This is a genomic window from Nannocystis exedens (assembly GCF_002343915.1).
Lineage (GTDB): Bacteria > Myxococcota_A > Polyangia > Nannocystales > Nannocystaceae > Nannocystis > Nannocystis exedens.
Map to the genome: position 1 here is coordinate 3958729 of NZ_NETK01000001.1, position 20882 is coordinate 3979610.

Annotated in this window: 18 protein-coding genes; 7 read left to right on the forward strand and 11 right to left on the reverse strand. The window is 73.0% G+C overall.

The genetic code is table 11. The features are described 5' to 3' along the window. Window positions 1-6: 6 nt before the first annotated feature. The 5 genes from NAEX_RS15575 to NAEX_RS15595 form a co-directional block, all read right to left on the reverse strand. Window positions 7-873 carry a toxin-antitoxin system YwqK family antitoxin gene (locus NAEX_RS15575; protein WP_143140618.1) on the reverse strand — a complete coding sequence of 289 codons (867 nt, stop codon included), beginning with the start codon at window positions 871-873 and terminating at the stop codon, window positions 7-9. Further along, window positions 873-1517 carry a hypothetical protein gene (locus NAEX_RS15580; protein WP_143140617.1) on the reverse strand — a complete coding sequence of 215 codons (645 nt, stop codon included), beginning with the start codon at window positions 1515-1517 and terminating at the stop codon, window positions 873-875. Before NAEX_RS15580 ends, NAEX_RS15575 begins: the two co-directional genes overlap by 1 nt. Further along, window positions 1514-2623 (reverse strand): SUMF1/EgtB/PvdO family nonheme iron enzyme, encoded by a 1110-nt coding sequence (locus NAEX_RS15585; protein WP_096328285.1) that lies wholly within the window; start codon window positions 2621-2623, stop codon window positions 1514-1516. Before NAEX_RS15585 ends, NAEX_RS15580 begins: the two co-directional genes overlap by 4 nt. After that, window positions 2620-3429, reverse strand: a complete 810-nt coding sequence (locus tag NAEX_RS15590) for a formylglycine-generating enzyme family protein (RefSeq protein ID WP_170135753.1) — start codon at window positions 3427-3429, stop codon at window positions 2620-2622. Before NAEX_RS15590 ends, NAEX_RS15585 begins: the two co-directional genes overlap by 4 nt. Window positions 3430-3516: 87 nt before the next feature. Continuing rightward, window positions 3517-3720, reverse strand: a complete 204-nt coding sequence (locus NAEX_RS15595) for a YjzC family protein (protein WP_096328287.1) — start codon at window positions 3718-3720, stop codon at window positions 3517-3519. 596 nt (window positions 3721-4316) lie between these two features. Here NAEX_RS15595 and NAEX_RS47885 point away from each other — a divergent pair. Next, window positions 4317-4568 carry a hypothetical protein gene (locus NAEX_RS47885; RefSeq protein ID WP_143140616.1) on the forward strand — a complete coding sequence of 84 codons (252 nt, stop codon included), beginning with the start codon at window positions 4317-4319 and terminating at the stop codon, window positions 4566-4568. 141 nt (window positions 4569-4709) lie between these two features. Here the strand turns inward: NAEX_RS47885 and NAEX_RS15600 are convergent, their stop codons facing one another. Further along, window positions 4710-7280 carry a helix-turn-helix domain-containing protein gene (locus NAEX_RS15600; RefSeq protein WP_170135754.1) on the reverse strand — a complete coding sequence of 857 codons (2571 nt, stop codon included), beginning with the start codon at window positions 7278-7280 and terminating at the stop codon, window positions 4710-4712. Window positions 7281-7367: 87 nt separating this feature from the next. On the opposite strand from NAEX_RS15600, the gene NAEX_RS15605 reads away from it, so the two are divergent. Continuing rightward, window positions 7368-7943: a 2OG-Fe(II) oxygenase gene (locus tag NAEX_RS15605; protein ID WP_096333627.1), complete on the forward strand. Its 576-nt coding sequence runs from the start codon at window positions 7368-7370 to the stop codon at window positions 7941-7943. Window positions 7944-8033: 90 nt separating this feature from the next. Here NAEX_RS15605 and NAEX_RS15610 read toward each other — a convergent pair whose 3' ends face one another. The 3 genes from NAEX_RS15610 to NAEX_RS15620 form a co-directional block, all read right to left on the reverse strand. Further along, window positions 8034-9806, reverse strand: coding sequence for a monovalent cation:proton antiporter-2 (CPA2) family protein (locus NAEX_RS15610; RefSeq protein ID WP_096328289.1), 1773 nt, complete (start codon window positions 9804-9806; stop codon window positions 8034-8036). 576 nt (window positions 9807-10382) lie between these two features. After that, a complete protein-coding gene (locus NAEX_RS47890; protein WP_143140615.1) occupies window positions 10383-10898 on the reverse strand; it encodes a hypothetical protein in 516 nt (171 codons plus the stop codon). 590 nt (window positions 10899-11488) lie between these two features. After that, window positions 11489-12649 (reverse strand): Ig-like domain-containing protein, encoded by a 1161-nt coding sequence (locus tag NAEX_RS15620; protein ID WP_096328291.1) that lies wholly within the window; start codon window positions 12647-12649, stop codon window positions 11489-11491. 650 nt (window positions 12650-13299) lie between these two features. On the opposite strand from NAEX_RS15620, the gene NAEX_RS15625 reads away from it, so the two are divergent. Further along, a complete protein-coding gene (locus tag NAEX_RS15625; protein ID WP_096328292.1) occupies window positions 13300-15096 on the forward strand; it encodes a vWA domain-containing protein in 1797 nt (598 codons plus the stop codon). A gap of 87 nt (window positions 15097-15183) precedes the next feature. Here the strand turns inward: NAEX_RS15625 and NAEX_RS15630 are convergent, their stop codons facing one another. Both NAEX_RS15630 and NAEX_RS15635 read right to left on the reverse strand, forming a co-directional pair. Continuing rightward, complete coding sequence (locus tag NAEX_RS15630; RefSeq protein ID WP_143140614.1) at window positions 15184-16323, reverse strand: hypothetical protein; 1140 nt, start codon at window positions 16321-16323, stop codon at window positions 15184-15186. A 98-nt stretch (window positions 16324-16421) separates the two neighbouring features. Continuing rightward, entirely contained in the window at window positions 16422-17090 is a 669-nt protein-coding gene (locus tag NAEX_RS15635) for a hypothetical protein (protein ID WP_096328294.1), read from the reverse strand. Between the two features lie 389 nt (window positions 17091-17479). On the opposite strand from NAEX_RS15635, the gene NAEX_RS15640 reads away from it, so the two are divergent. From NAEX_RS15640 to NAEX_RS15655, 4 genes are all read left to right on the forward strand, one after another. Continuing rightward, window positions 17480-18094, forward strand: a complete 615-nt coding sequence (locus tag NAEX_RS15640) for a hypothetical protein (RefSeq protein WP_096328295.1) — start codon at window positions 17480-17482, stop codon at window positions 18092-18094. A gap of 5 nt (window positions 18095-18099) precedes the next feature. Next, a complete protein-coding gene (locus NAEX_RS15645) occupies window positions 18100-18528 on the forward strand; it encodes a hypothetical protein (protein WP_143140613.1) in 429 nt (142 codons plus the stop codon). A 625-nt stretch (window positions 18529-19153) separates the two neighbouring features. Then, window positions 19154-19597: a hypothetical protein gene (locus NAEX_RS15650; protein ID WP_143140612.1), complete on the forward strand. Its 444-nt coding sequence runs from the start codon at window positions 19154-19156 to the stop codon at window positions 19595-19597. 42 nt (window positions 19598-19639) lie between these two features. Further along, on the forward strand, window positions 19640-20824 hold the full coding sequence (locus tag NAEX_RS15655; protein WP_245913730.1) for an alanine racemase: 1185 nt from the start codon (window positions 19640-19642) through the stop codon (window positions 20822-20824). The last annotated feature ends 58 nt before the right edge of the window (window positions 20825-20882 follow it).

Genomic DNA, 20882 nt, shown 5'->3' on the forward strand with positions numbered 1-20882 from the left:
TGGTCCTCAATCGCTCCAACAAGCACAGCCGGGCCCCTTGTGGCAGGTCTTGTTGCGAGCGATGCAGGTGTTCCCGCACGGCTTGCCGGTCGAGCAGTACTTGCAGCACCCGTCAGGCTCCTCCTGCTCGAGCTCCCGCTCCACGCGGCGCTGCTCCGCCTCGGCCTTCGCCTGCGCCGCCCGCACCGCCCGCGCCTCCTCGCGCGCCCGCACGCGCGCGTTCGCCTCGTGTTGCGCGAGCAGCTTGCGGTCGCGCTGCGCCTGCTCAACCGTGGCCCCGAGGTCGACGAAGATCGGCTCACTCGGAATTCGTCCTGGCCCGACGCACAGGTGCGGCCCGCACACCTGCCGCCGCTCGCCGCCCTTGTCGACGTAGCTCAGCACCGCCTCGGCCAGCCCCGCCGCCTCCTTCGCCTCCGCCCCGAGCTCGCTCAAAAATCCCTCGACCACCTTGCGACGCGCCACCGCGTCCTCGGGCGCGCCCGTCGCCAGCCCGAGCTCGTACACCCGCCCCTGCGCCGACGGCAGCGACCAGTACCACCATTGCCCGGCGCGCACCCCCGCCGCGTACGTACCGCGCTCGCTGCGATCGCCGCGCTCGTCGAAGAACGTGCACCGGCCGTCGCGCGCCCCGTCGCGGTATTCACACTCCTCGACCTTGACCCCCGAGACCGGGTGATAAACCACCCCCCAGCCGTGGCGCACGACCTCGCCGTCGGGCCGCGTCTTGCCGCAGAAGTACCCGCTGCCGTGCGGCGGCGCCTGCCCGTGCCAGCTCGCCCCGTCGGGGCACGGCGCAGGCTCGGCCGCCAGCGCCGGCAAGCTCAGGACCGTCGCGCCGATGAGCCCCAAAAACCATCGGTCGAGCCGCATCAAAACCTCACCTCCACCCCGAGACCGGCCGTCGGCCGAATCACCAGAGATCGCGCCCGATGACGCTGACGGACCCCCGCGAGCGCCACGCTCCCGCCCGCGATCAGCAGCACCCCCGCCGTCACCGCCAGCCCGATCGACAGACCGCGATAGAGCCGGACCTCGTCGCGCAACCCGCCCGTGTCCTGCAGCGGCAGGCCGAACATCTGCGCGGCCTCGTCGCTCGCCTCGGCCGCCGCGAGCCGATCCTTGCTCTGGCCCAGCGAGTGCCACGAATACAGGCTCCCCGCCGCCGACGCCGCCGCGCACCCGAGCACCACCAGGCCGCTCTTGATCAGCGGCTTGCCGTCGTCGACCGGGACCGATCCGGGCTCGGGCTCGGGCTCGCGTCGCGCGCCCTCGGGCCGCTCCGGCGGCGGCTCGACGGACATCGGCTCGCTGCGGGCGAAGCTCGGCGGCGGCCCGGGCGGCGGCAGCGGCATCGGAGGCGGCGGCGCCGACCACTCCGGCCCCTCCGCCGACGGCACGTCGATGCGCGAGCGATCGACCGCCGGCGCCGTCGCCTCGGCGGCGAACGGATCGGCCGCCGGGTTCACGCCGACGACCGCCGCGATCGTCCACTTCAGCCCGAGTGGATACATCATGAACCTGTCTCCGAGGACACATCACGAGCGCAGCGGAACCCGACGTCCGGCAGTCGCAGCGCGCCGAGCGGCAGCGTCCTCTCGGCGTCGCACAGCTCGGGCGACAAAAAACTCTTGTCGTACGACTGCCAGCTCCCGCCGCACGCGAGCGCCAGGTCGCCCTTCATCGCGATCTCCCGCGCATTGCCGAACAGGTCCGCCAGGCCGAGGCGCGACGGGAACCGGTCGCGGAACGAGCCGACCGGCGCCAGGCGTTCGTACTCGTCCCGATGATGAAACACGAACGGAGTCACGCCCGCCGGCTTGCGACACTCCGCGCCGCACAGGTTCATCATCCTTCTTAAAGATTCGCCGACGCGCTGGGAGTCCATCTCCATCGCCGCCGCGATCTTGCGCTCGCGCGTCGTCGGCAGCCGCCGCCCCTGCTGCTCGCAAAAACTCTGCGCCTCGGCCGCCGTGATCATCACCACCGGATAATCACTCCACCGCGGATCGGGCGCCCCCGAGTCACAGTACTGCGCGAACGTCTTGTCGACCTGCTCGTGGACCCCGCCGCGCCCGCTCGGCGGGCAGGTCAACCCGTAGCGTCCGCGCGACACCTCGTGCACATCGAGGCAAAACGGCTCCTCTCCGCGATAGATCCGCGGGTCCGGCACCACCTCGACCATGTCTTCGGGGCACGGCTGCGCCGCCGGAGTCGCCTGCGCCTGCGCCACCTCCGGGTCCCTCTCCCTCGTCGTCATCCCCGACTCGGAGCTCCGCGGCGACCAGGCATGCATCCCGCGCTCGCCGACCACGACCAGGCCCAGCCCCACCGCGCCGATCAGCAACGCCGGCAGCACTCGCCGCGTCCCTCGCAGCTCGGCGATCTCTCGCGCCCGCGCCGGCCGCTCGGCCTTCAGCGCCGCCCGCAGCGCCTCGTCGTCGAGCCGGCCGTGCCGCTCGAGCGCCGCCGCCACCTCGGCCGCGAGGATCTGGTGCGTCGAGTCCCAGCGGATGCTGTCGTGGATCTCCTTGTAATTCAGCATCATGAACCCGCGCAGCTCGTCCTTCTCGAAGATCGAGCGCAGCAGGTCCGCCATCTTGGCGGTGTCGCGCCGCTTCATCGCCCCTGGCCCTCCGCGTCGGGCGTCGCGGCGCAGCGGAACCCGACCTCGGCGCTGCGGGCCTCGCGGGCGTACTGGCGGCCGGCGAAGGCCGCCCGCAGCTCCTCCTCGGCGAACGTCGCGAAGCCGCCCCCGCGCGCCGAGCAGCGCGGATCGGCCGTCGTGCACGCCACCCACTCCCACACGTTCCCCGCCATGTCGTGGAGCCCCGACGGCGTCGGCGCGTACGAGCCGACGTCGCGCAGCTCGAGGTAACGGTCGTCGGCCGCCTGCGGCATGTTGAGCCACTCCGCCGTCGGCTTGTGATTGCTCCCCGGATACTTGTAAGCCGCGGTCCCCCCGCGGGCCGCCCACTTCCACTCGAGGTCCTTCGGCAGCCGCTTGCCGTGGGACTCGCAGAACTCCGCCGCCTCGTCGACCGCCACGCAGTTCATCGGCCGCTGCGGCGCCCGCTCGCGCCGCGACCACGTGCAGTGCTCCTTGCCGAGCGCCTCCGACGCGCTCACCTGCCCGACTCGCCGCTGCAGCTTGCCGCCGTCGTCCGATTCGAGCCGCTGCACGTACGCGTGAAACTCCCCCACCGTGACCTCGTGCGTATCGAGGCAGAACGCCGCGATCGGCCGCGACGCGAAGCTCCCGCCCTCGATCAGCGCCATGCCGGGCCGGCACGGCCCCGGCGCGCTCCGCCGCGCCGGCTTCCCCTTTCGCTCCGGCAGCGGCCGGTTGTACTCGTCACGAAACTCATCGATTTCCGGCGGCATCCAGCCCATGGTCAGCGCCCGGAGTACGATCAGCCAGATCGTCATCGGCATCCCTCCACCAGCGCCCGGACTCTATCACGAGCGCCAGCGGAGGGAGCAGCGACGATGCCGACCTGGCCCGATGTGCAGTGACTAATGTAGGCGGTGCAGCAGCCAATACGCCCCGCGATTGCTCGAGCGGATCGGCGGAAACACGTGCCCTTGCCGCAGCGAGATCACTCGCTCCTCCTGCGTCGGGGGCGGCGACGACGTCCCGTCGGTGTATCCGCCGAACCCGTAGACCCCGCTCGCCACGCACGTCTCACCTGTCTTGAAACGATCACCCACGCTGGCCATTCGGCCCTCCTCTCGCAATCCTGCCTTCGAGGTGCCGACGGCCGTAACGATCGGTCACCGCCGATCACGCGGCGAGGAGCAGTGTTCACTCACGCGCCGGCGCGTGACGGTTCGGTCCACCCGCGACACGCATTCCGGTTCGGCTCGCTGCGCCCCGCGCCTTGACAGCCCCTCCGGGTGCGAGTAATGTCGTCTCGGCCCCAGCGATGGGGTCAGCCATGCGTATCTGATCCACGAGTCTTCGAGCACACCGACGCGGCGCCCTCATCGGGCTCGCCAGCCGCGGTCTGTGTCGATTTCTCCCGCTTCGCGGCCACGACGGCCGATGAGCGGTACGGGTCGCCCATGCGACCTTACTTCGACAGGCCGGGGCTTTCGGTACTCGGAGGACGAGGCACCTCGCGCGGGCGCGTGAGCGCTGCGCGAGGCCGCGGAGCGGCGAAACCACCGTCCGGTGATGCACGCGTCCGCGGGGCTCGTCGTCCGCCGCGCCCGCTGGGGCGCGCGCCGGGCCGCGTCGTCATGTCCCCATTCCCGCCACCGGCGCGCGGGTTCACCACGTCTGTCCTTCCGGACAGGCTCGTAGGATCGCGACCATGCCCCGAATCTCCTTTGCTCCCAAGGCCACCCCCGACCTCACCATCCCCGAAGCGCAGCCCGAGCCGGCCCCCCGGCCCGCGCGCGAGCACAACGGCCCGCTCTCGTGGGTCCTCGGCGGCGCCCCCGTCGCGCGTTCGGGACCCGCTCCTGCCAAGTCCGAGCGCCGGCGCGAGCCTGCGGCGAGCCGGCAGCCCATGACCAAGGACGTCCGCCGGCGGCGCAGCCCGTCGTCGGGCTTCCGCGGCTGAGCGGCCGCGACCGCCCGCCTCGTCGTCCGCCCGGGCGGCGAGGCTCATTCATGGCACCTGTCTCCGGGGACATGCGCCGTGCCGACCTCGCCGTGGCGAGAATGGTACGACATGTCCCCGGGGACATCCACTGATGCCCCCTCACCCGCCGGCCCGCGCCAGCGCGGCCTGCGTCGCCGCCAGCTGCGGGTGCTGCAGCGCCGCGCGCAGCGTCGCCGCCTGCGCCAGCCATGCCCGCGCCTCCGTCCCGGTCTCCAGCGCGGCCACCCCCGCGAGGTGGAGCGCCTCGGCCAGCCCCCACGCATAGCTCGGCCGCGCCTGCGCCGCGCTCAGCGCCTGCGCGGCCGTCTCCTTCACCCCGCTGCCGACCGCCAGCGCGCGCGTCAGCGCCAAATTATTGAAATCGACGGCGAACAGGCCGAACCCGCACGTCTCGGCCAGCACCAGGCCGCTGCGGAGCGCCCGCTCCGCGTCGGCGAAGCGCCGCTCGGCCAGGCAGATCTGCGCCTCCAGGGCGTGGCAGCGCAGCACCACCTCGACCTCGCCGGTCGCGGTCGTCCACGTGCGCGCGTGCATCAGGTGGTCGCTCGCGCGGTCCGGGTCCGGCTCGTCGCCCGCCAGCGCCAGCGCGCCGAGGATCGTCTCCGCGTGCGCGCGATGGCCGGCCCACCCGAGCTCGTGCAGCCCGGCGAGGTTCGCTTCGATCTCCGCCCGCGCCGCCGCCACCCGGCCCAGCCCCAGCGCGTGCTCGGCCGCCCAGAACGAGCGGCGCGCGAACGGCCGGTCCCCCAGCGCGCGCGCCTCGGCGAAGCACGCGTCGGCCGCCTCGACCCGCCCGAGGTCGTGCAGCACGCGGGCCTTCAGCGCCAGCGCTCGCGCCGCGTCCCCCGGCGCCTCGACGCGGATCGCAACTTCGGCCGCCGCCTCGCACAGCTGCAGCGCCTCGCTCAGCGCCCCCGCCAGCCGCTCGGTGTAGGCCAGCGCGCGCAGGCTCGTGGTCAGCCCCTCGAGGTTGCCGGCCTCGCGCATCCACGTGCCGTGGATCCGGTAGCAGCGGCTCGCCTGCGCCAGGTCGCCGAGCGCCCCCGCGTACAGCCCCCAGTCGTACACCAGCCGCGCCCGCCGGCCAGCCTCGAGCTGCGTCGTCATCCGCGCCGGGTCGCCGCCCTCCGCGAATTCGCGGACGATCCGGGCCCCGCGGCTCATCGCCCCGAGCTGCAGCCCCAGGTGCGAGAACCCCCCCAGGCTGCGGAAGTAGATCGACGCCGCATCGCCCGTTCGGCCCGCGCGCAGCGTGTGGAGCAGCAGCGCCTCGTACGTGTCGAGCCGCTCGTCCGCGTGCGGTCCCGGGCGATGGACGTCGAGGCGCGCGATCAGGTGCTCGCGCTCGACCTCGTGGATCGCCGCCGGCGGCGCGGCGAGCAGCGAGCGGAAGTACTCGGCCACGAACGGGTGGGCCGTGTAGCGCCGCGGCGCCGCGCGAGCGACCAGCCCCAGCCGCTCGAGCCGCGCCAGGATCGGCCCGATCTTCGCCGCGTCGAGCCCCGCCAGCGCCCCCGCGACCGCCCCGCCGGCCGCCGCCAACCGGGCCAACAGCTCGACGTCCGCCCCCGCCGGAAACAGCGCCAGGCGGGCCACCAGGTCGCGCTCCTCCGGCGCCAGCGCGCGCGCGTACGCGGCCAGCACCGCCAGCAATCGGCGCGCCTGCACGTCGTCGCGCGCGGCCGGCTCGAGCGCGATCGCCTGCGCCCGCTCGCCGTCGCCGTCGAGGAACGTCCCCGCGTACGACCCGAGCATCGCCACCGACAGCGCGTGCCCGCCGACGCGCTCCACCAGCGGCCCGAGCGACGCCCCCGCGGTCAGCCCCCAGCGCTCGAGCAGCGTCGAGCCCTCCGCCGGCGACAGCCCGCCGAGGCGCAGCGTCGTCAGCCCTGCGCCGTCCCACGCCTGCAGGTCGGTCGGCTCGAAGCGCGTCGTCACCACCACGCGCGCCGCCCCGAGCCCGCGCGCCGCGCTCATCAGCAGCCGTCGCAGCGCCCCGTCGCCGATCCGCCCGTACGTCGAGCCGTCGAGCCCGCTGCCCTGCAGCACCTCGAGCCCGTCGAGCACCAGCACGTGCGGCGGCCCCGAGGCGAGCGCCTCCTGCAGCGCCTGCGGCCGCCCGCCGGCCGGCACCTCCGCCCCGCCGGTGAAGTACCTCGTCGCCGCCGCGAAGAACGCCTCCACCCGCGTGTCGTCGTAAAAGCTCCACACGAACAGCCCGCCCGCGAGCGGCCCCTCGCCCAGCCCCGCGACGAAGCGCTCGACCAGCGCCGTCTTGCCCGCCCCGCCGATCGCCACCACCGCGACCACCCCGCGCGACCGCTCGCGCAGCAGCGCCAGCGCCTCCTCGCGGCCGACGAAGTGGCGCGCGCGCGGCAGCGTGTGCGCGTGGCCCGGCCGCCAGCCCGCCGGCGCCGCCTCCTGCACCATCGGCCTCCCCGCGACCACCAGCTCGCGCTCCGCGATCCCCAGCTCGCGGCACATCGCGCCCAGCAGCCGCCGCCGGCTGGCGTTGCGGACCACGAAGCCCTCCGCCGCCTCGTTGACCGCCCCCGACTCGTAGCGCCGGTACGTGCGGACATCGACCCCGACCGCCGCCGCGGCTGCCTCTTGGGTCAGATTCAGCTCGGTGCGGACCCGCGCGAGCAGCTCGTGGTTGAAGCGGAGCACGGCCCGAGCGCCATCGTAGCCGGTCTTGCCCGGTTCTGCCCGGCCGCGATCCTCGTCCTGCAGCCCCTCGGACGCCACCCTGCGGGCATGCCCACCCCGACCCGCACTCCGCTCATCGCCGACCGCGCCTTCACCGTGCGCGACTTCCTCGCGCCCGACGAGTGCGCCGAGTGGTTGCGCCTCGCCCAGGACATCGGCTTCGAGGCGGCGCCGATCACCACCGCCCGCGGCTTCGTGATGGCCCCGGAGATCCGCAACAACACCCGGGTGATCCTCGACGACGTGGACCGCGCGCGCGCCCTCTGGCAGCGGCTCGCCCCGTTCGTCCCCGCGCGCCGCCACCATTGGCGGGCCGTCGGCCTCAACGAGCGGTTCCGCCTCTACCGCTACGAGCCCGGCCAGTACTTCCGCTGGCACCACGACGGCGCCTTCCACCGCGGCCCCCGCGAGCAGAGCCTGCTCACCGTCATGCTCTACCTCGACGCCGACTTCACCGGCGGCAGCACCGACTTCGACCACGGCGGCGAGGTCGTCCGCGTCGTCCCCGAGCGCGGCATGCTGCTCGTGTTCGACCACCCCCTCGCCCACCAGGGCGCCCCCGTGAAGTGCGGCGTCAAGCACGTCCTGCGCACCGACGTCATGTACCGCCGCGATCCCGAGTGACCCTTGAGACATGGCCCTTCGGGCATGTCCATTCACACATGCCCTGTCAAGCATGCCCCTTCGAACATGCCCCCAATTTTTTGAAAGAATTCACCGCGGACGCTGGCGGGCGTCGGCGTCGAACAGCCGCTCGAGGTCGGCGCTGAACTTCTTGGCCGACGCGATGAGGGCCGCCTCGTCGTGGCGGATCGCGTACTGCTCGTTCAGCACCCGCTCGTCGTGCTCGCGGAACGTCTTCACGTACTCGCGGGCGTCGCTGGGCGTCACCCCGAGCTCCTCGAGCGAGCGGCGGGCCGCCTCGAGGCTCGACAGGAACGTCTCGCGGACGATCACGTGCGCCCCGTGGGCCATCAGCCGGAACGCGTGCGGGCGGTTGCGGGCGCGGGCCACGATCCGCAGCGCCGGGAAGTTGCGGCGGACCGTCTCGACCGTGCGCATCGACGCCTCGACGTCGTCGATCGCCACCACGATGAGGCGCGCCTTGTCGGCCTTGGCCGCGCGCAGCAGGTCGACGCGGGCCGCGTCGCCGTAGTAGATCTCGTTGCCGAAGCGGCGCAGGAAGTCGACCTGCGTCGTATCGACCTCGAGCGCGGTGAACGGGATCCGTGTCATCCGCAGCACGCGGCCGACGATCTGGCCGAAGCGGCCGAAGCCGGCGATGATGACCGGGTTCTCCTCGTCGATCGCGTCGAACTCGCGCCGGTTCTGGGCCGCGCGGCGGGCCGTGATGCGGTCGCGGGCGATCAGCAGCAGCGGCGTCGCCATCATCGACAGCGTCACCGCCACCACCAGCAGGTCGATCACCTCGCCCGTCACCAGCCCGGCCGTCTTCACCACGCCGAACAGCACGAACGCGAACTCGCCGCCCTGCGACAGCGCGATCGCCAGGCTCGCCGCCGATCCGAGCGGCATCTTCGCCAGCCGCCCGATCGCCAGCAGCGCCAGCGCCTTGACCGTCACCAGCCCGAGCACGATCGTCAGCACCGGCAGCGGCTTCGCGGCGATCACCCCCAGGTCCGCCGACATCCCGACGGCCACGAAGAACAGCCCGAGCAGGAGCCCCTTGAACGGCTCGATGTCGGCCTCGAGCTCGTGGCGGTACTCGCTGTCGGCCAGCAGCACCCCGGCGAGGAACGCCCCGAGCGCCGCCTCGAGGTGGATCAGGTCCATCAGCAGCGCCGTGCCGATCACCACCAGCAGCGCCCACGCCGACGACAGCTCGTTGACGCGGGTCGACAGCACCCAGCGGAACAGCGGGCGCAGCAGCACGCGGCCGGCCAGCACCAGGCCGGCGATCACCGCCGCCGCGATCGCCAGCGACATCCACGGCCCCTGCGTCGCCTCCGAGCCCTCGCCGCTGCCCGTCAGCAGCGGAATCGCCGCCAGCACGGGGATCGCCGCCAAATCCTGGAACAGCAGGATCTTGAACGACGCCCGCCCGTGCGGCGACGTCAGCTCGAGCCGCTCGCCGAGCACCTGCAGCACGAACGCCGTCGACGACAGCGACAGCGCGAACCCGATCACCAGCGCCCCCGCGGGCGGCAGCCCGAGCAGCCACGCCCCCGCCGCCAGCAGCAGCGACGTCACCGCCACCTGCGCCGACCCGAGCCCGAACACCCCCGCTCGCATCTCCCACAGCCGCTTCGGCTGCAGCTCGAGCCCGATCACGAACAGCAGCAGCACCACCCCGAATTCCGCGACGTGCAGCGTGTCCTCGACGTGCTCGACCAGCCCGAGCCCGGACGGCCCGATCGCCGCCCCTGCGGCCAGATAACCGAGCACCGAGCCGAGCCCGAGGCGCTTGAACAATGGGACCACCACCACCGCGGCGGCCAGGAAGATCGCGGATTGAGCGAGCTGCACCGGCCCCGAACATACCCCGTGCCTCGCCCTTGATGACGCCCGTCGATCGCCGCGATCTCCGCCGGCGCCCCGAATCGAGGCCGCCGCGCCCGGCCCCGACGACGCGGCGCTCCTCACCGCCGCGGACGCCCGCGTCGTTCGCCGACCGCGATCTCCCGGCCCCGCTCCACGCGACCGCCACGGCGCTCCCGCGATGCCGCGTCCACGTCGATCTTTGCCACCCTCCCGCGGGAGAATCACTCGCGGTTCGACTTCGCGTTGGTCGACGAGTCGGCGCCGTGCCGCGCAGGCCGCCTCACCCCTTCGCCGCGCCCCGCAGCCGGCGTCGGCCCTCGTCCTCGAGCGCGACGCGAACCCTGCCTCCCGTACTTACTTCACCCCGACCAGCCCGCGCGCGTGGAGGTGCCCGCCGCGCGCAAGCGCCTCGCGTAGCGCACCTCGCCGTACTCGCCCGCGCGGATGGCGATCGACCCGTACTCGGGCAGGAGCGCCACCAGCTCGGCCTCGTCCCGTCATCCTCGCAGGATGACCGCCCGCTCCGGCGGAGCCAAGCCAAAAACGTCGCTGCGAGCGCGCTCAGAACCGGCCGCTGAGCACCAGCCCGCCCAGGCTCGGGACCACGCGCACGCCGCTCCAGCGCGCTGCGCGACCGGCTCGCACGTCACGGGCCCCGGTCGCCATCAACGTCGCCCCGAGCGCCGCCCCGAACACGGCCGTCACTGCGCCGGCCGCCAGCATCGTCTCGCCGCGGTCGTGCTGGGCCCGCAGGGGCGCCAGCGCCGCCTCGGAATAACCTGTCCCCTGGGACAGCTCATTGGCCGAGAACCGCTGCACGTACCACCCGCTCACCATCACCCCGAGCCCCACGACCCCCACGCCGAGGAACGCCGCGCCGGCGAACATCTGCGCCCGTCCCCGGCGCCACCGGGCCGGATCGCCCTCCGGGCTCGCGTCGAGCTGGCAGCGCCCCGCGTCCTCCGCCGGCCCCTCCGCCTCGGCGACCTCGCCCGCTCCGCGCGCCTCATCGCCGTCCTCGTCCCCCGCTCTCGCAACGCCACCGCTCGCGCCCGCGACCTCGCCTCCCGCTCTCACCACGCTCTCGCTCGCCACCGCCAAGCCTCCGCGAGCGCCCGCGACCTCGCCCCCGTCCCTCACCACGCCACCACTCGCGCCGGCGACCTCGCCTCCCGCTCTCGCCACGCCACCACTCGCGCCGGCGACCTCGCCTCCCGCTCTCGCCACGCCCCCGCTCGCGACTGCAACCTCGCCCGCTCTCGCCACGCCCCCGCTCGCGACTGCAACCTCGCCCGCTCTCGCCCCGCCCTCGCTCGCGCCCGCGACTTCGCCGATCCCGGCGCCCATGCCTGCGCTCGCCGCGACACCGCCGTCCGCGTTCCCCTCCTCACCTCGCAGCGCCCCGTCCTCCGCCCGGACCTCGCGGCCCACCTCCACGCGCCGGACCTTCTTCTTCGCCCGCGACGGCGCCGAAGCCTTCACCGGCGCCTTCGCGCTCGCCGGCCCCGCACTCGCCCCCGCGGTCGGCGTGCTCGCCGCACCGGCAGCCGGCTTCGGCGGCCGCCACTCGTGCGCGGGCAGCTCCGCGGGGCCCTGCATCACAAGGCCCAAGAGACATGTCCAAACAGTCATCATGACAATACCCCGTGTTCACCCGCACCGCTCGATCAATCGAATTGCGCCCCCGCGAGGATCCACCGCAAGATCACCTGCGCCTCCGCGGCCGCGATCGGCGGGCCTCCGAGCGGCATCCGTCCGCCCACCGCCGGCGTCGTCAACACCAGCTTGTGCAGCAAATAGCTATGGGTCGGCGCGTTTGCCTGCACCCGGGGCATGTCGACCTGCTCGGCCTCGTCCTCGACCAGCTCTTCCCACAGCCGGTCGGGCTCGCGATCGAAGCGCAGGTCGCCCGGCTCGACCCCATCGACGTGGCAGCCCGCGACCGCGCAGCGCGCATCCGTGATCGCCCGCACCTGCGTGAACGTGGCGGCCGGCGGGTCGTGGTCGATCACCTCGACCGTCACCGGCGCGCTCGTCACCTCGCCCGCGCTCGCCGTCAGCTCGACCGTCCCTGGCGACACCCCGAGCAGCACGCCCTGCCCGTCCACGTACAGCGTCAGCTCCGCGCTGCTCTTCCACGTCAACGTCGCCTCGAGCGGCTCGCCGTCCGGATCGGTCACCACCGCCGCGACCGGCAGCGTCTCGCCGACCTGCACCTGCACCGGCCCCTCGACGTCGATCTCCACCTCCCCGACTTCGCCGCCCTGCTGCCCCGGCGCGCACGCGAACACCGTCGTCTCCGGCGCGCCCGCGGCGATCCACGCCGTGATCGTCGCCACCTGTCCCTCGGACAAGCTGCCCCCGATCGGCATCTGCTGCCCCGTCGACGGCCCCGGCAAGATCTTCTCCACAAGAAAGCTGCTCTCGGGCGAGCCCGCGGCCACGCGCAGCACCCCCGGCGCCTGGCTGCTCTCGACCCCGACCAGCGCCGCGTACGACTCGCCGGCCGCAAGCGACAGCCCGGCCGCCGGCTGCGCGCCCGCGTGGCAGCTGCAGCTGCCGCTGAAGATCGGCTGGACCGCGCCCTCGAAGTCGCAGTCGCTCGGCGTCCCACCTGACGGATCGCTCGGCCCCGTGGTCGGCGCCTCGCCCGTGGTCGGCACCTCCCCGGACGTCGGCGCGGGCTCCGCCGTCGTGCCGCCCGGATCCGTGTCGGTCGACTCGCCGTCGGTGTCGATCCCCGGCAGCCCGACCAGGTTGCAAGCAGAAGAGAGCGCGCTGCCCAGCAGCAGCGCAGAACAGGTTCGAACCAGACGACGAAGAGTCATTGCTCGCACCTCGAGTGCCCGCAGGGCCGCGGGCGTTACAACGTTTGTCGGCGAATTTCTCGAGCTCCGCCCGCGCTCCCGCCGCCGGCCCGACTCACGCGCCCTCTGTCTCCAGCCGTCGTCGACCCGGCGCCAGGCCCGCACGCGAGCTGGTTCTGGGGACATCTAGCTCCTCCCCTCGCGCCAGGCGCAGCGACCACCGACATGTCCCAAGAGCCAGCATTCGCATCTGTCCCTCGAGACATTCCCGCTCGCCCCGCGCCCTCTTCGCACCTGTCCCTCGGGACATCCATCCGCCCGCGACTCTCTCGAACCTGTCCCTCTGGACATCCCTCCGCCCGCGCCCTCCTCGCACCCGCCCCGAGACATCCCTCCGCACGCGACCCTCCTAGTACCTGACTTTTGGGACATCTCTCCCTCCGAACGAGCGACCTCGTCTTCGCCGTCGTCCTCCCTGTCCACCGCGCGCCCCGGTGAGACGTCCGCCGCGCGCCTGCGCGCGGGGCATCCGCTTGCGCACCCGCGATCGCGCACCTGCGCCGCGATCACGCCCGGACGGCCCCCGATGCGGCGTCCGGGGCCTTTCGATAAGCTGGGGGCATGACATTTCGCTATTGCCGTCCTGCGGCATTCATCGCGCTCCTCGCGGCGTGCGGCGACGACGGAACTCGGGACACCGCCGCCACCGGCAGCCAGCCCTCGACGGCGCCGACCTCGCTGACCGACGCCACGACCGGCCCGACCACCGGCGGCGAACCGACCGGCACCGCGCAGACCACCGACCCGGGCACCACCACCGGGGCCCGACCAGCGCCCCCACCACCACCGACGGACCGGGCACCACCGACGGACCGGGCACCACCGACGGACCGGGCACCACCACCGGCGGCGAGGACTGCCTCCCGCCCGACGCCCTGATCCTCCTCGACCGCACCCAATCGATGCATCGCACCCCCGACGGCCAAACCCCCGTCGACGCACCCGCTTACGCCAGCAGCAAGTGGGCCCTGGCGATCTCCGCCATCGAGACCCTCACCGCCGCCCCGCAGGACGACACCGTCCGCTTCGGCCTCGAGCTGTGGCCGCGCGACCCGGGCGGCGGCGCCTGCGTCACCCTCGCCGAGCGCATCGAGCAGAACAAGACCGCCACCAACCCGCTGTGCGAGGCCGGCGAGGTCGTCCTCGGCCCCGCGCTCGGCAACGGCGCCGCGATCGCCGACCTCATCGACCCGGCCACCACCCTGCTGTGCAACACCACCCCCACCGGCGAGGCGCTCATCACCGCCGGTGAATATCTGGCCGCCAACAAGGAGCCCGGCCGCGAGCAGTACGCGATCCTCGTCACCGACGGCGCCGACTGGGACCTCAGCTGCCCCGAGCCGTCGCCCCTGGCCGCCGTACAGGACCTCGCCGAGCAGGGCGTCAAGACCTTCATCGTCGGCTTCAACGGCGAGGAGGCGATGCTCGGCGCCACCGAGTACCTCAACGACCTCGCCTGCGCCGGCCGCACCGCCAAGGGCTTCCCGGGCCCCTGCGTGCCCACGGCCGACGGCTTCGTCGCCGTCGACGGCGCGAACATCCCGGTGTACCTGCAAGCCGACAACGCCGACGAGCTCGGCGCCGCCCTCAAGTCGGTCGCCGGCCAGCTGTGCTGCGGCTGCGACAAGACCTGCGACGCCCCCGAGGTGCTGTTCGCCCTCGACCGCACGCTCAGCATGCACCGCACCCCCGACGGCGAGACCCCGGTCGACGCCCCGAACTACGCCAGCAGCAAGTGGTCGCAGGCGATCGACGCGATCGAGCAGGTCGTCGGCGGCGGCCTCGACACCGACCTGCGCTTCGGCCTCGAGCTGTGGCCGCGCGATCCGGGCGGCGGCCTGTGCATCACCCTGGCCGAGCGGATCCTCGACACCAAGCAGGCCACCAACCCGATGTGCCAGGACGCCGAGATCCTCGTCCCGCCCGCGCTCGCCAGCGGCGCCGCGATCGCCCAGGCCGTCGACCCGCTGACCACCCTGATCTGCAACACCACGCCCACCGGCACCGCGCTCGAGACCGCCTCGACCTGGCTGGTGAGCAACGCCGTCCCCGGCCGCGAGCAATACGTCGTCCTCGTCACCGACGGCGCCGACTGGGACCTCAGCTGCCCCGACCCCTCGCCGCTGCTCGTCACCCAGAAGCTCGCCGCCGCCGGCATCCGCACCTACGTGGTCGGCTTCTTCGGCGCCGAGGCCCAGGCCGGCGCGGTCCAGTTCCTCAACGACGTCGCCTGCGCCGGCCAGACCGCCAAGGACTTCGAGGCCAACTGCGTGCAGATGGGCAGCGGCTACCAGGCCCAGAACCCCGACAGCATGGTCCCGCTGTACCTGCAAGCCGGCAACGGCGAGCTGCCGCAGACCCTCGGCACGGTCGCCGAGCAGATCTTGCAGTACTGCGTCCCCGGCTGAAATTTTTGTCAAAGGACATGTTTTGAAAGACATGTCCTTCGGGATCACCGGCGGCGACGCGGCGCCCCGCTTCGCGGCGCCACCACGTCAACGCCGCGCCCGTCGCCGCAGCAGCAGGCCGCCGAGCACCACGAGCGCCGGCGTCCCCGGCCGCTCGTGCGTGCTGCAGCCGCCGCTCGACTCCGTCGCCCCGCCGGACTCCGCCGCCGACGGCTCGCCCGCAGGCGGCTCGTCCGCTGGCGGCGGATGAATCTGTCCCTCGGGCCATGTCGTACATCTCTCCGGATCCCACGAGGTCTTGCCCTCGCACACGTACGCCTGGCCCGCGCACGAGGCCGCCAGCGCCGCCGTCGGGTCGACGTCGAGCGTACCGAGCGCGTCCGCCACGTCGTCGCCGAAGCAGCGCTCGTCGACGAACACCTCGCCGCGGGCCAGGTCGAGCGCCTCGAATCGCAGGCAGCCGGGTGCCCCCAGGGTCGCCGCCCACCCGGACCACTCCCGGTCGCCTGGCCCGAGCAGACGACTGGCGAGGTTGCTCACCGCCGTCGCCGCCAGCGCCTCGCGATCGAAGTCGTACGCGACCGTGAGCCGCCCGTGCTCGCGCAGGTGCGTGCAGAAGCCCTCCTCATACCGGATCTGATAATCGTCCGGATATTGGCAGTGCCCCTGGCCCGGCCACTTCTCGGGGTACGCGCCGTCGCAGCAGACCAGGTCTCCGAGCACGTCCCACGTCTCGACCCGATGCTGGCTCGTCACCACCAGCGGCGGCGCGGCCGGGCCCGGCAACGGCTCGACCGCGATCGTCACCTGCGTCTCCCGCTCGTAGGTGACGCAGGCCCCGGGCGACGCGGAGTACTCGGCCGTGGCCCACGCGGCAGTGTCGAGGTGCGTGATCACGGTGTACGTGGCCCCGGCGATCCACGGCTGCGCCGGCCGCCAGACGAACACTGAGAAATCCTCGTACAGCTCGAAGGTCCCCGCGACCTCTTCTCCCATCGGGTCGAGCACCTTGAGCGTGAAGAACTCGAGCGCCCGCGCGGCCCGGTCGTAACCCGGGCTGAACGCGAGCACTCCGTCGGCCGCGAGCTCCGAGCTACTCGGCTTCAGCCACAGCGGCAACGGGTCCCAGCACTCGTCGCCGCAATGCGCCCGGGCCGGCCGGGCCGTCGTCCAGCCCAGCCCCGCCACGATCGTCGCCATCATCCACCGCAAATCTAAGCTCCGCACCCCACCACCCTAGCGCGGGTCGCCCCCGACGAACAGGCGTCCCCGGAGCCGGAGCGGCCCCCGCCCGAGCGTTCGGCGGGCGTCGCCTCGCCGGCCGCCTAGAAGCGGCCGCCGAGCATGAACGTCCCGCCGTCGAGGAACGGCGTCGGCGCCATGTTGGCGCGCAGGCGGGTGCGGCCGAGCTTGAAGCCGTCGACGTCGGCGACGCGGGCCGCCTTGCCGTCGTTGACGAACATGACGGTGCCGGCGATGCCCATCGCCAGGCCGGCGATCTGGACCAGGCCGGGCAGGGCCATGAACACCTTCGGCGTGATCGCCTCGGTGCGCAGATACGGGATCGTCATGAACGGACCGATCAGCGGGATCAGCGAGAAGCCGGCCGCGCGCTTGCAGTTGGGCGCATCGGCGACGCTGCAGGTGTCGTGAATGATGCCGGCGATCAGCGCCGTGAACAGGTACGACGAGCCGAACATGGTCCAGCCGGCGATCATCAGCCCTTTGCGGCGCTTCGGCGGCGGGGGCGGAGGCGCGTAGACGACGCTGCCCGGGGCGGGGCCCTCGGGCGGCGGCGCCACGGCGGTGGGGTCGGCGTAGGGCTGCGGAGCCGGGGCGGACGCGTCGGCGGGCGCCGCATCGGGCGCGGCTGCGGGGTCCTGTGCCGCCGCTGACCAGGAGGCCAGGGTCGATCGGACAGGCGCGGCCGCGGCCTCGGGACAGACGAGCGACGCGGCGACGACGACGGCGAGGGGGAGGGCGGTGCGATGCATTCGTGCTCCTGTGTCTGCAGCCTAAGGCCCGCCTCGGCAAGGCGTAAACGCGAATCGCCGTGCGCAGTGCGCGAGGCCTCGGCTCCGTCGCACTTTCGCACTGCTCACAATCCGTCCCCGGTCGCACCTGCACCCCCACGACGATCGCCGAGCATGACCCAAGGGACAGGCCGTCCGAATGCTGTTTTCCCCCGGCTATGTCCGCCGTGCCGACGACCGAAGAAATCGCCTGCGCGGATCTGCAGCCCCGGCGCGGCCCCGCACGCGTCGCGCATCGCACGCACGAGGGCGCGAGGCTTCGCGACCCCGCGCCCGAAATTGTCCTCACTCGCGGATTCGGCCGCCCTCCCGGGGCTGTCCTCGCTTGGAGGGAAGCGTAGGATCATGCGATGCGCGTCCCGATCCGGGCCCCGGTCGCCGTCGTCTTCATGCTGGCCTGCGGCTGCAGCGACGGCGGCGGGACGACCCGCGGGCTGACCTCCGGAGCGACCGAGACCGCGACCCTGCCGACGGGCAGCACCTCGACCGGCGGCGCGCCGACCGATCCGACCACCACCGGCGGCACGGCGACGAGCAGCACCGCCGAGCCCGCTAGTACGAGTTCTAGCGGCGCGAGCAGCGAGATCTCCTCGACCACCGCGGACAGCAGCTCGACCACCGCCGATCCGGACTGCCCGCCGGTCCAGGGCGAGTACAACGATTGCACCGACGAGCGGGGCGACCTCGACAACAAGGCCTGCGCGTGGATGGGCGACGGCGAGAACGGCTTCATCACCTGCCTGAGCGCGGCCGGCCTGATGGGCGCCTCGACCTGCTCGCTGGTGAATTGCGAGCTCGACTGTCACTGCTTCGCCGCCCCGGCCACGGGCACCGCCGCGAGCGTGTGCCGGCCGAACGCCACCGACAAGGGCGACAGCGCCTGCGTCCTCGACTGTTCGAACGGCGCGACCTGTCCTGACGGCATGGTCTGCGACAACGACACCTGCTTCTGGCCCGCCGCGTGATCGCCGTGCATCGTCCCTCGCTCCTGCTCGCGTTCGTCCTCGGCTGCGCGCACCTCGTCCCGCCGGCCGCGCCGCCGGAGAACGGCATCCCTGTCGTCGACCCGCGCGAGAAGCCGCTGCCCGAGCCGGTGCGGGTCGCGACCGACCGCGCCCACGGTGGTTGCGACACCGGGGCCCAGTGCGTCGAGCACCTCGACCCGAACCATTCGGCCGCCGACGGTCAGCGCACCTGCGAGGCCGACGGCGCCCGCTGGCTCGCCGGCGCCTGCCCGCACCGCGGGGCCCACAGCGCCTGCATCACCGAGCATTTTTTGATGTTCGAGTACGGCAAGGCGCGCGCCGACGAGTTCGGCAACCCGCTCCACCGCGACCGCCTCGCCGCCCGCGAAGCCTGCCTGACCCAGGGCGGCGAGTTCTACGAGCTCACCCCATGATGTTTTCAAGACATGCTCAAGCATCCATGTCCTTGTAGACATTCAGATCGCCGCCGAACCTGTCCTTCGCGCCATGTCTTGACAATCATCGAGCGCCCCGCGCCCGCGCGCCCGAGCCGCCGTGATTCCGCCCGCCGCACCCACGCGGCCTCGCGTCGACAGCCGAGCCGCGGCCATCGTGACGCCGTCCGCCGTTCGCCCGCCGCACCCACGCGGCCTCGCGTCGACAGCCGAGCCGCGCTCATCGTGACGCCGTCCGCCCCCGCATCGACGCCGCCTCGCTCGCGCTGACAGCCGAGCCACGCCGCTGGCGATTCTTTCACGGCCCGACTCCGTTCGCGCTGACGGCCGGCCACTCCGTCGCGCCGCATGTTCCTGGGCGCGGTCCGCTCGCTCCCGACACGGACCGAAGGCACGCGCCTCGCCGCCCCCGCCTCGCGCCTGTCCTTCGAAGCGGCCGTGCGCCTCGCGGCCCGAACCGTCCCACCGCCTCCGCCTGTCCTTCGGGACACCCATTTACCTTCTGTTTCTTCTTCTAATGATTCCTCCCGGCTGCCGGTCGGGTGCGCGGTCCTGCTTGACGCGCGGCCTCGCTCATTGTACACCACTGAACGGAAGATCAGCCATGCACGACAGCGACCCTGCCGATCCCGTCTCTCCCGCGCTCCTCGACCTCCTGGCCGTCTTTGAAGGCCCGCTCGCCGACGTTCAGTTCCCCGGGGTCGACCAAGGCACTCTCCGGGGCCTGGTCGATCAGGTGCGCGACCACGCGCACGAGCTCGAACAGCTGCGGGCCCAGGTCGACGCTCTCCACAATCAGCTCACCGAGGCTCGCTTGCGGCTGCTCCGCACGGCCGAGCAGGGCCTGGCCTACGCCCGGGTCTACGCGGCCGACGACCCCGAGCTCGAGGCGCGGCTCGCCGACATCAACCTCGGCGGCAAGCCGGAGCCGCGCCGGCGCAAGCTCGAGGTCGCGGCCGCCGATTCCGGCAACAGCGAGCCGCTTCGCTTGCCGCCACGCCGGGGCCGCAAGCCGCGCGCCGCCGAAGAGGCGCCGACCGGCTCGTGATGGTCGCGGCGATCGTCCGGATGGATGGTAAAAACCCCGCCCGTGACTTACGCCGAGCTGCGCGCCGCACTCCGCCACGAGCACCTCCCGCTCGCCTACTGCGACCTCGACCTCCTGGCCGCCAACGCCCGCAGCCTGGTCGAGCGCGCCGGCAGCCTGCCGATCCGCCTCGCCTCCAAGTCGATCCGCTGCCGCGACATCCTCCGTCGCGTCCAGGCGATGAGCCCCGTGTTCCAGGGCATCCTCTGCTACAGCGCCGCCGAGGCCGCCCACCTGGCCGCCGACAATTTTAAAGATCTGGTCGTCGCCTACCCCACGGTCGACCGCCACGACCTCGACCTCGCGTGCCAGGCGATCGCCGGCGGCGCCGAGATCTGCCTGATGGTCGACGACCCGCAGCAATTGCCCTTCCTGTCCGAGGCGGCCGCGCGGGCCGACGTCACCTTGCCGGTGGCGATCGACCTCGACATGTCCTCGACCTTGCCCGGCCTCCACTTCGGCGTGCGCCGCTCGCCGGTGACGGGGGTCGAGGCCGCCGTCGCTCTCGCCGACGCGATCGCCGGCGCGCCGCACCTCCGCCTCGACGGCCTGATGGGCTACGAGGCCCAGCTCGCCGGTCTTCAGGACCTCGTGCCCGGCCAGCGGCTCAAGAGCGCCGCCGTCCGGGCGCTCAAGCGTCGCTCGCAGCCGGAGGTGTTCGCCCGTCGAGCCGCGGTCGTCGCCGCCATCCGGTCGCGCGGCCACGAGCTGCGCTTCGTCAACGGCGGCGGCACCGGCAGCCTCGAGCAGACCCGCACCGACGCCTCGGTCACCGAGCTCGCGGCCGGCTCCGGCCTCTACGGCCCGACCCTGTTCGACGGCTACGACAGCTTTCGGCCGCAACCGGCAGCGGGCTTCGCCGTGCCGATCGTCCGGCGGCCGACCGCGAACATCTACACCTGCTTCGGCGGCGGCTACATCGCTTCCGGCAGCCCCGGCCGCGATCGGCAACCGACCCCGTACCTGCCGGCCGGCGCCGGCCTGCTGGCCAACGAGGGCTGCGGCGAGGTCCAGACCCCCGTCAACTACGCGGGCCCGGAGATCCTCGCTCTCGGTGACCCGATCTTCTTCCGCCACGCCAAGGCCGGCGAGCTGTGCGAGCATTTTCCCGAGCTCGTCCTGCTCGCCGGCGCCGCCGTCGTCGGCCGCGTCCCCACCTACCGCGGCGACGGCCGCAGCTTCGTCTGAACCCGCCGAACCGCCTTCGCCGAGCTGTTCGTGCTCCGGCACGACCCGCAGGCGGGCA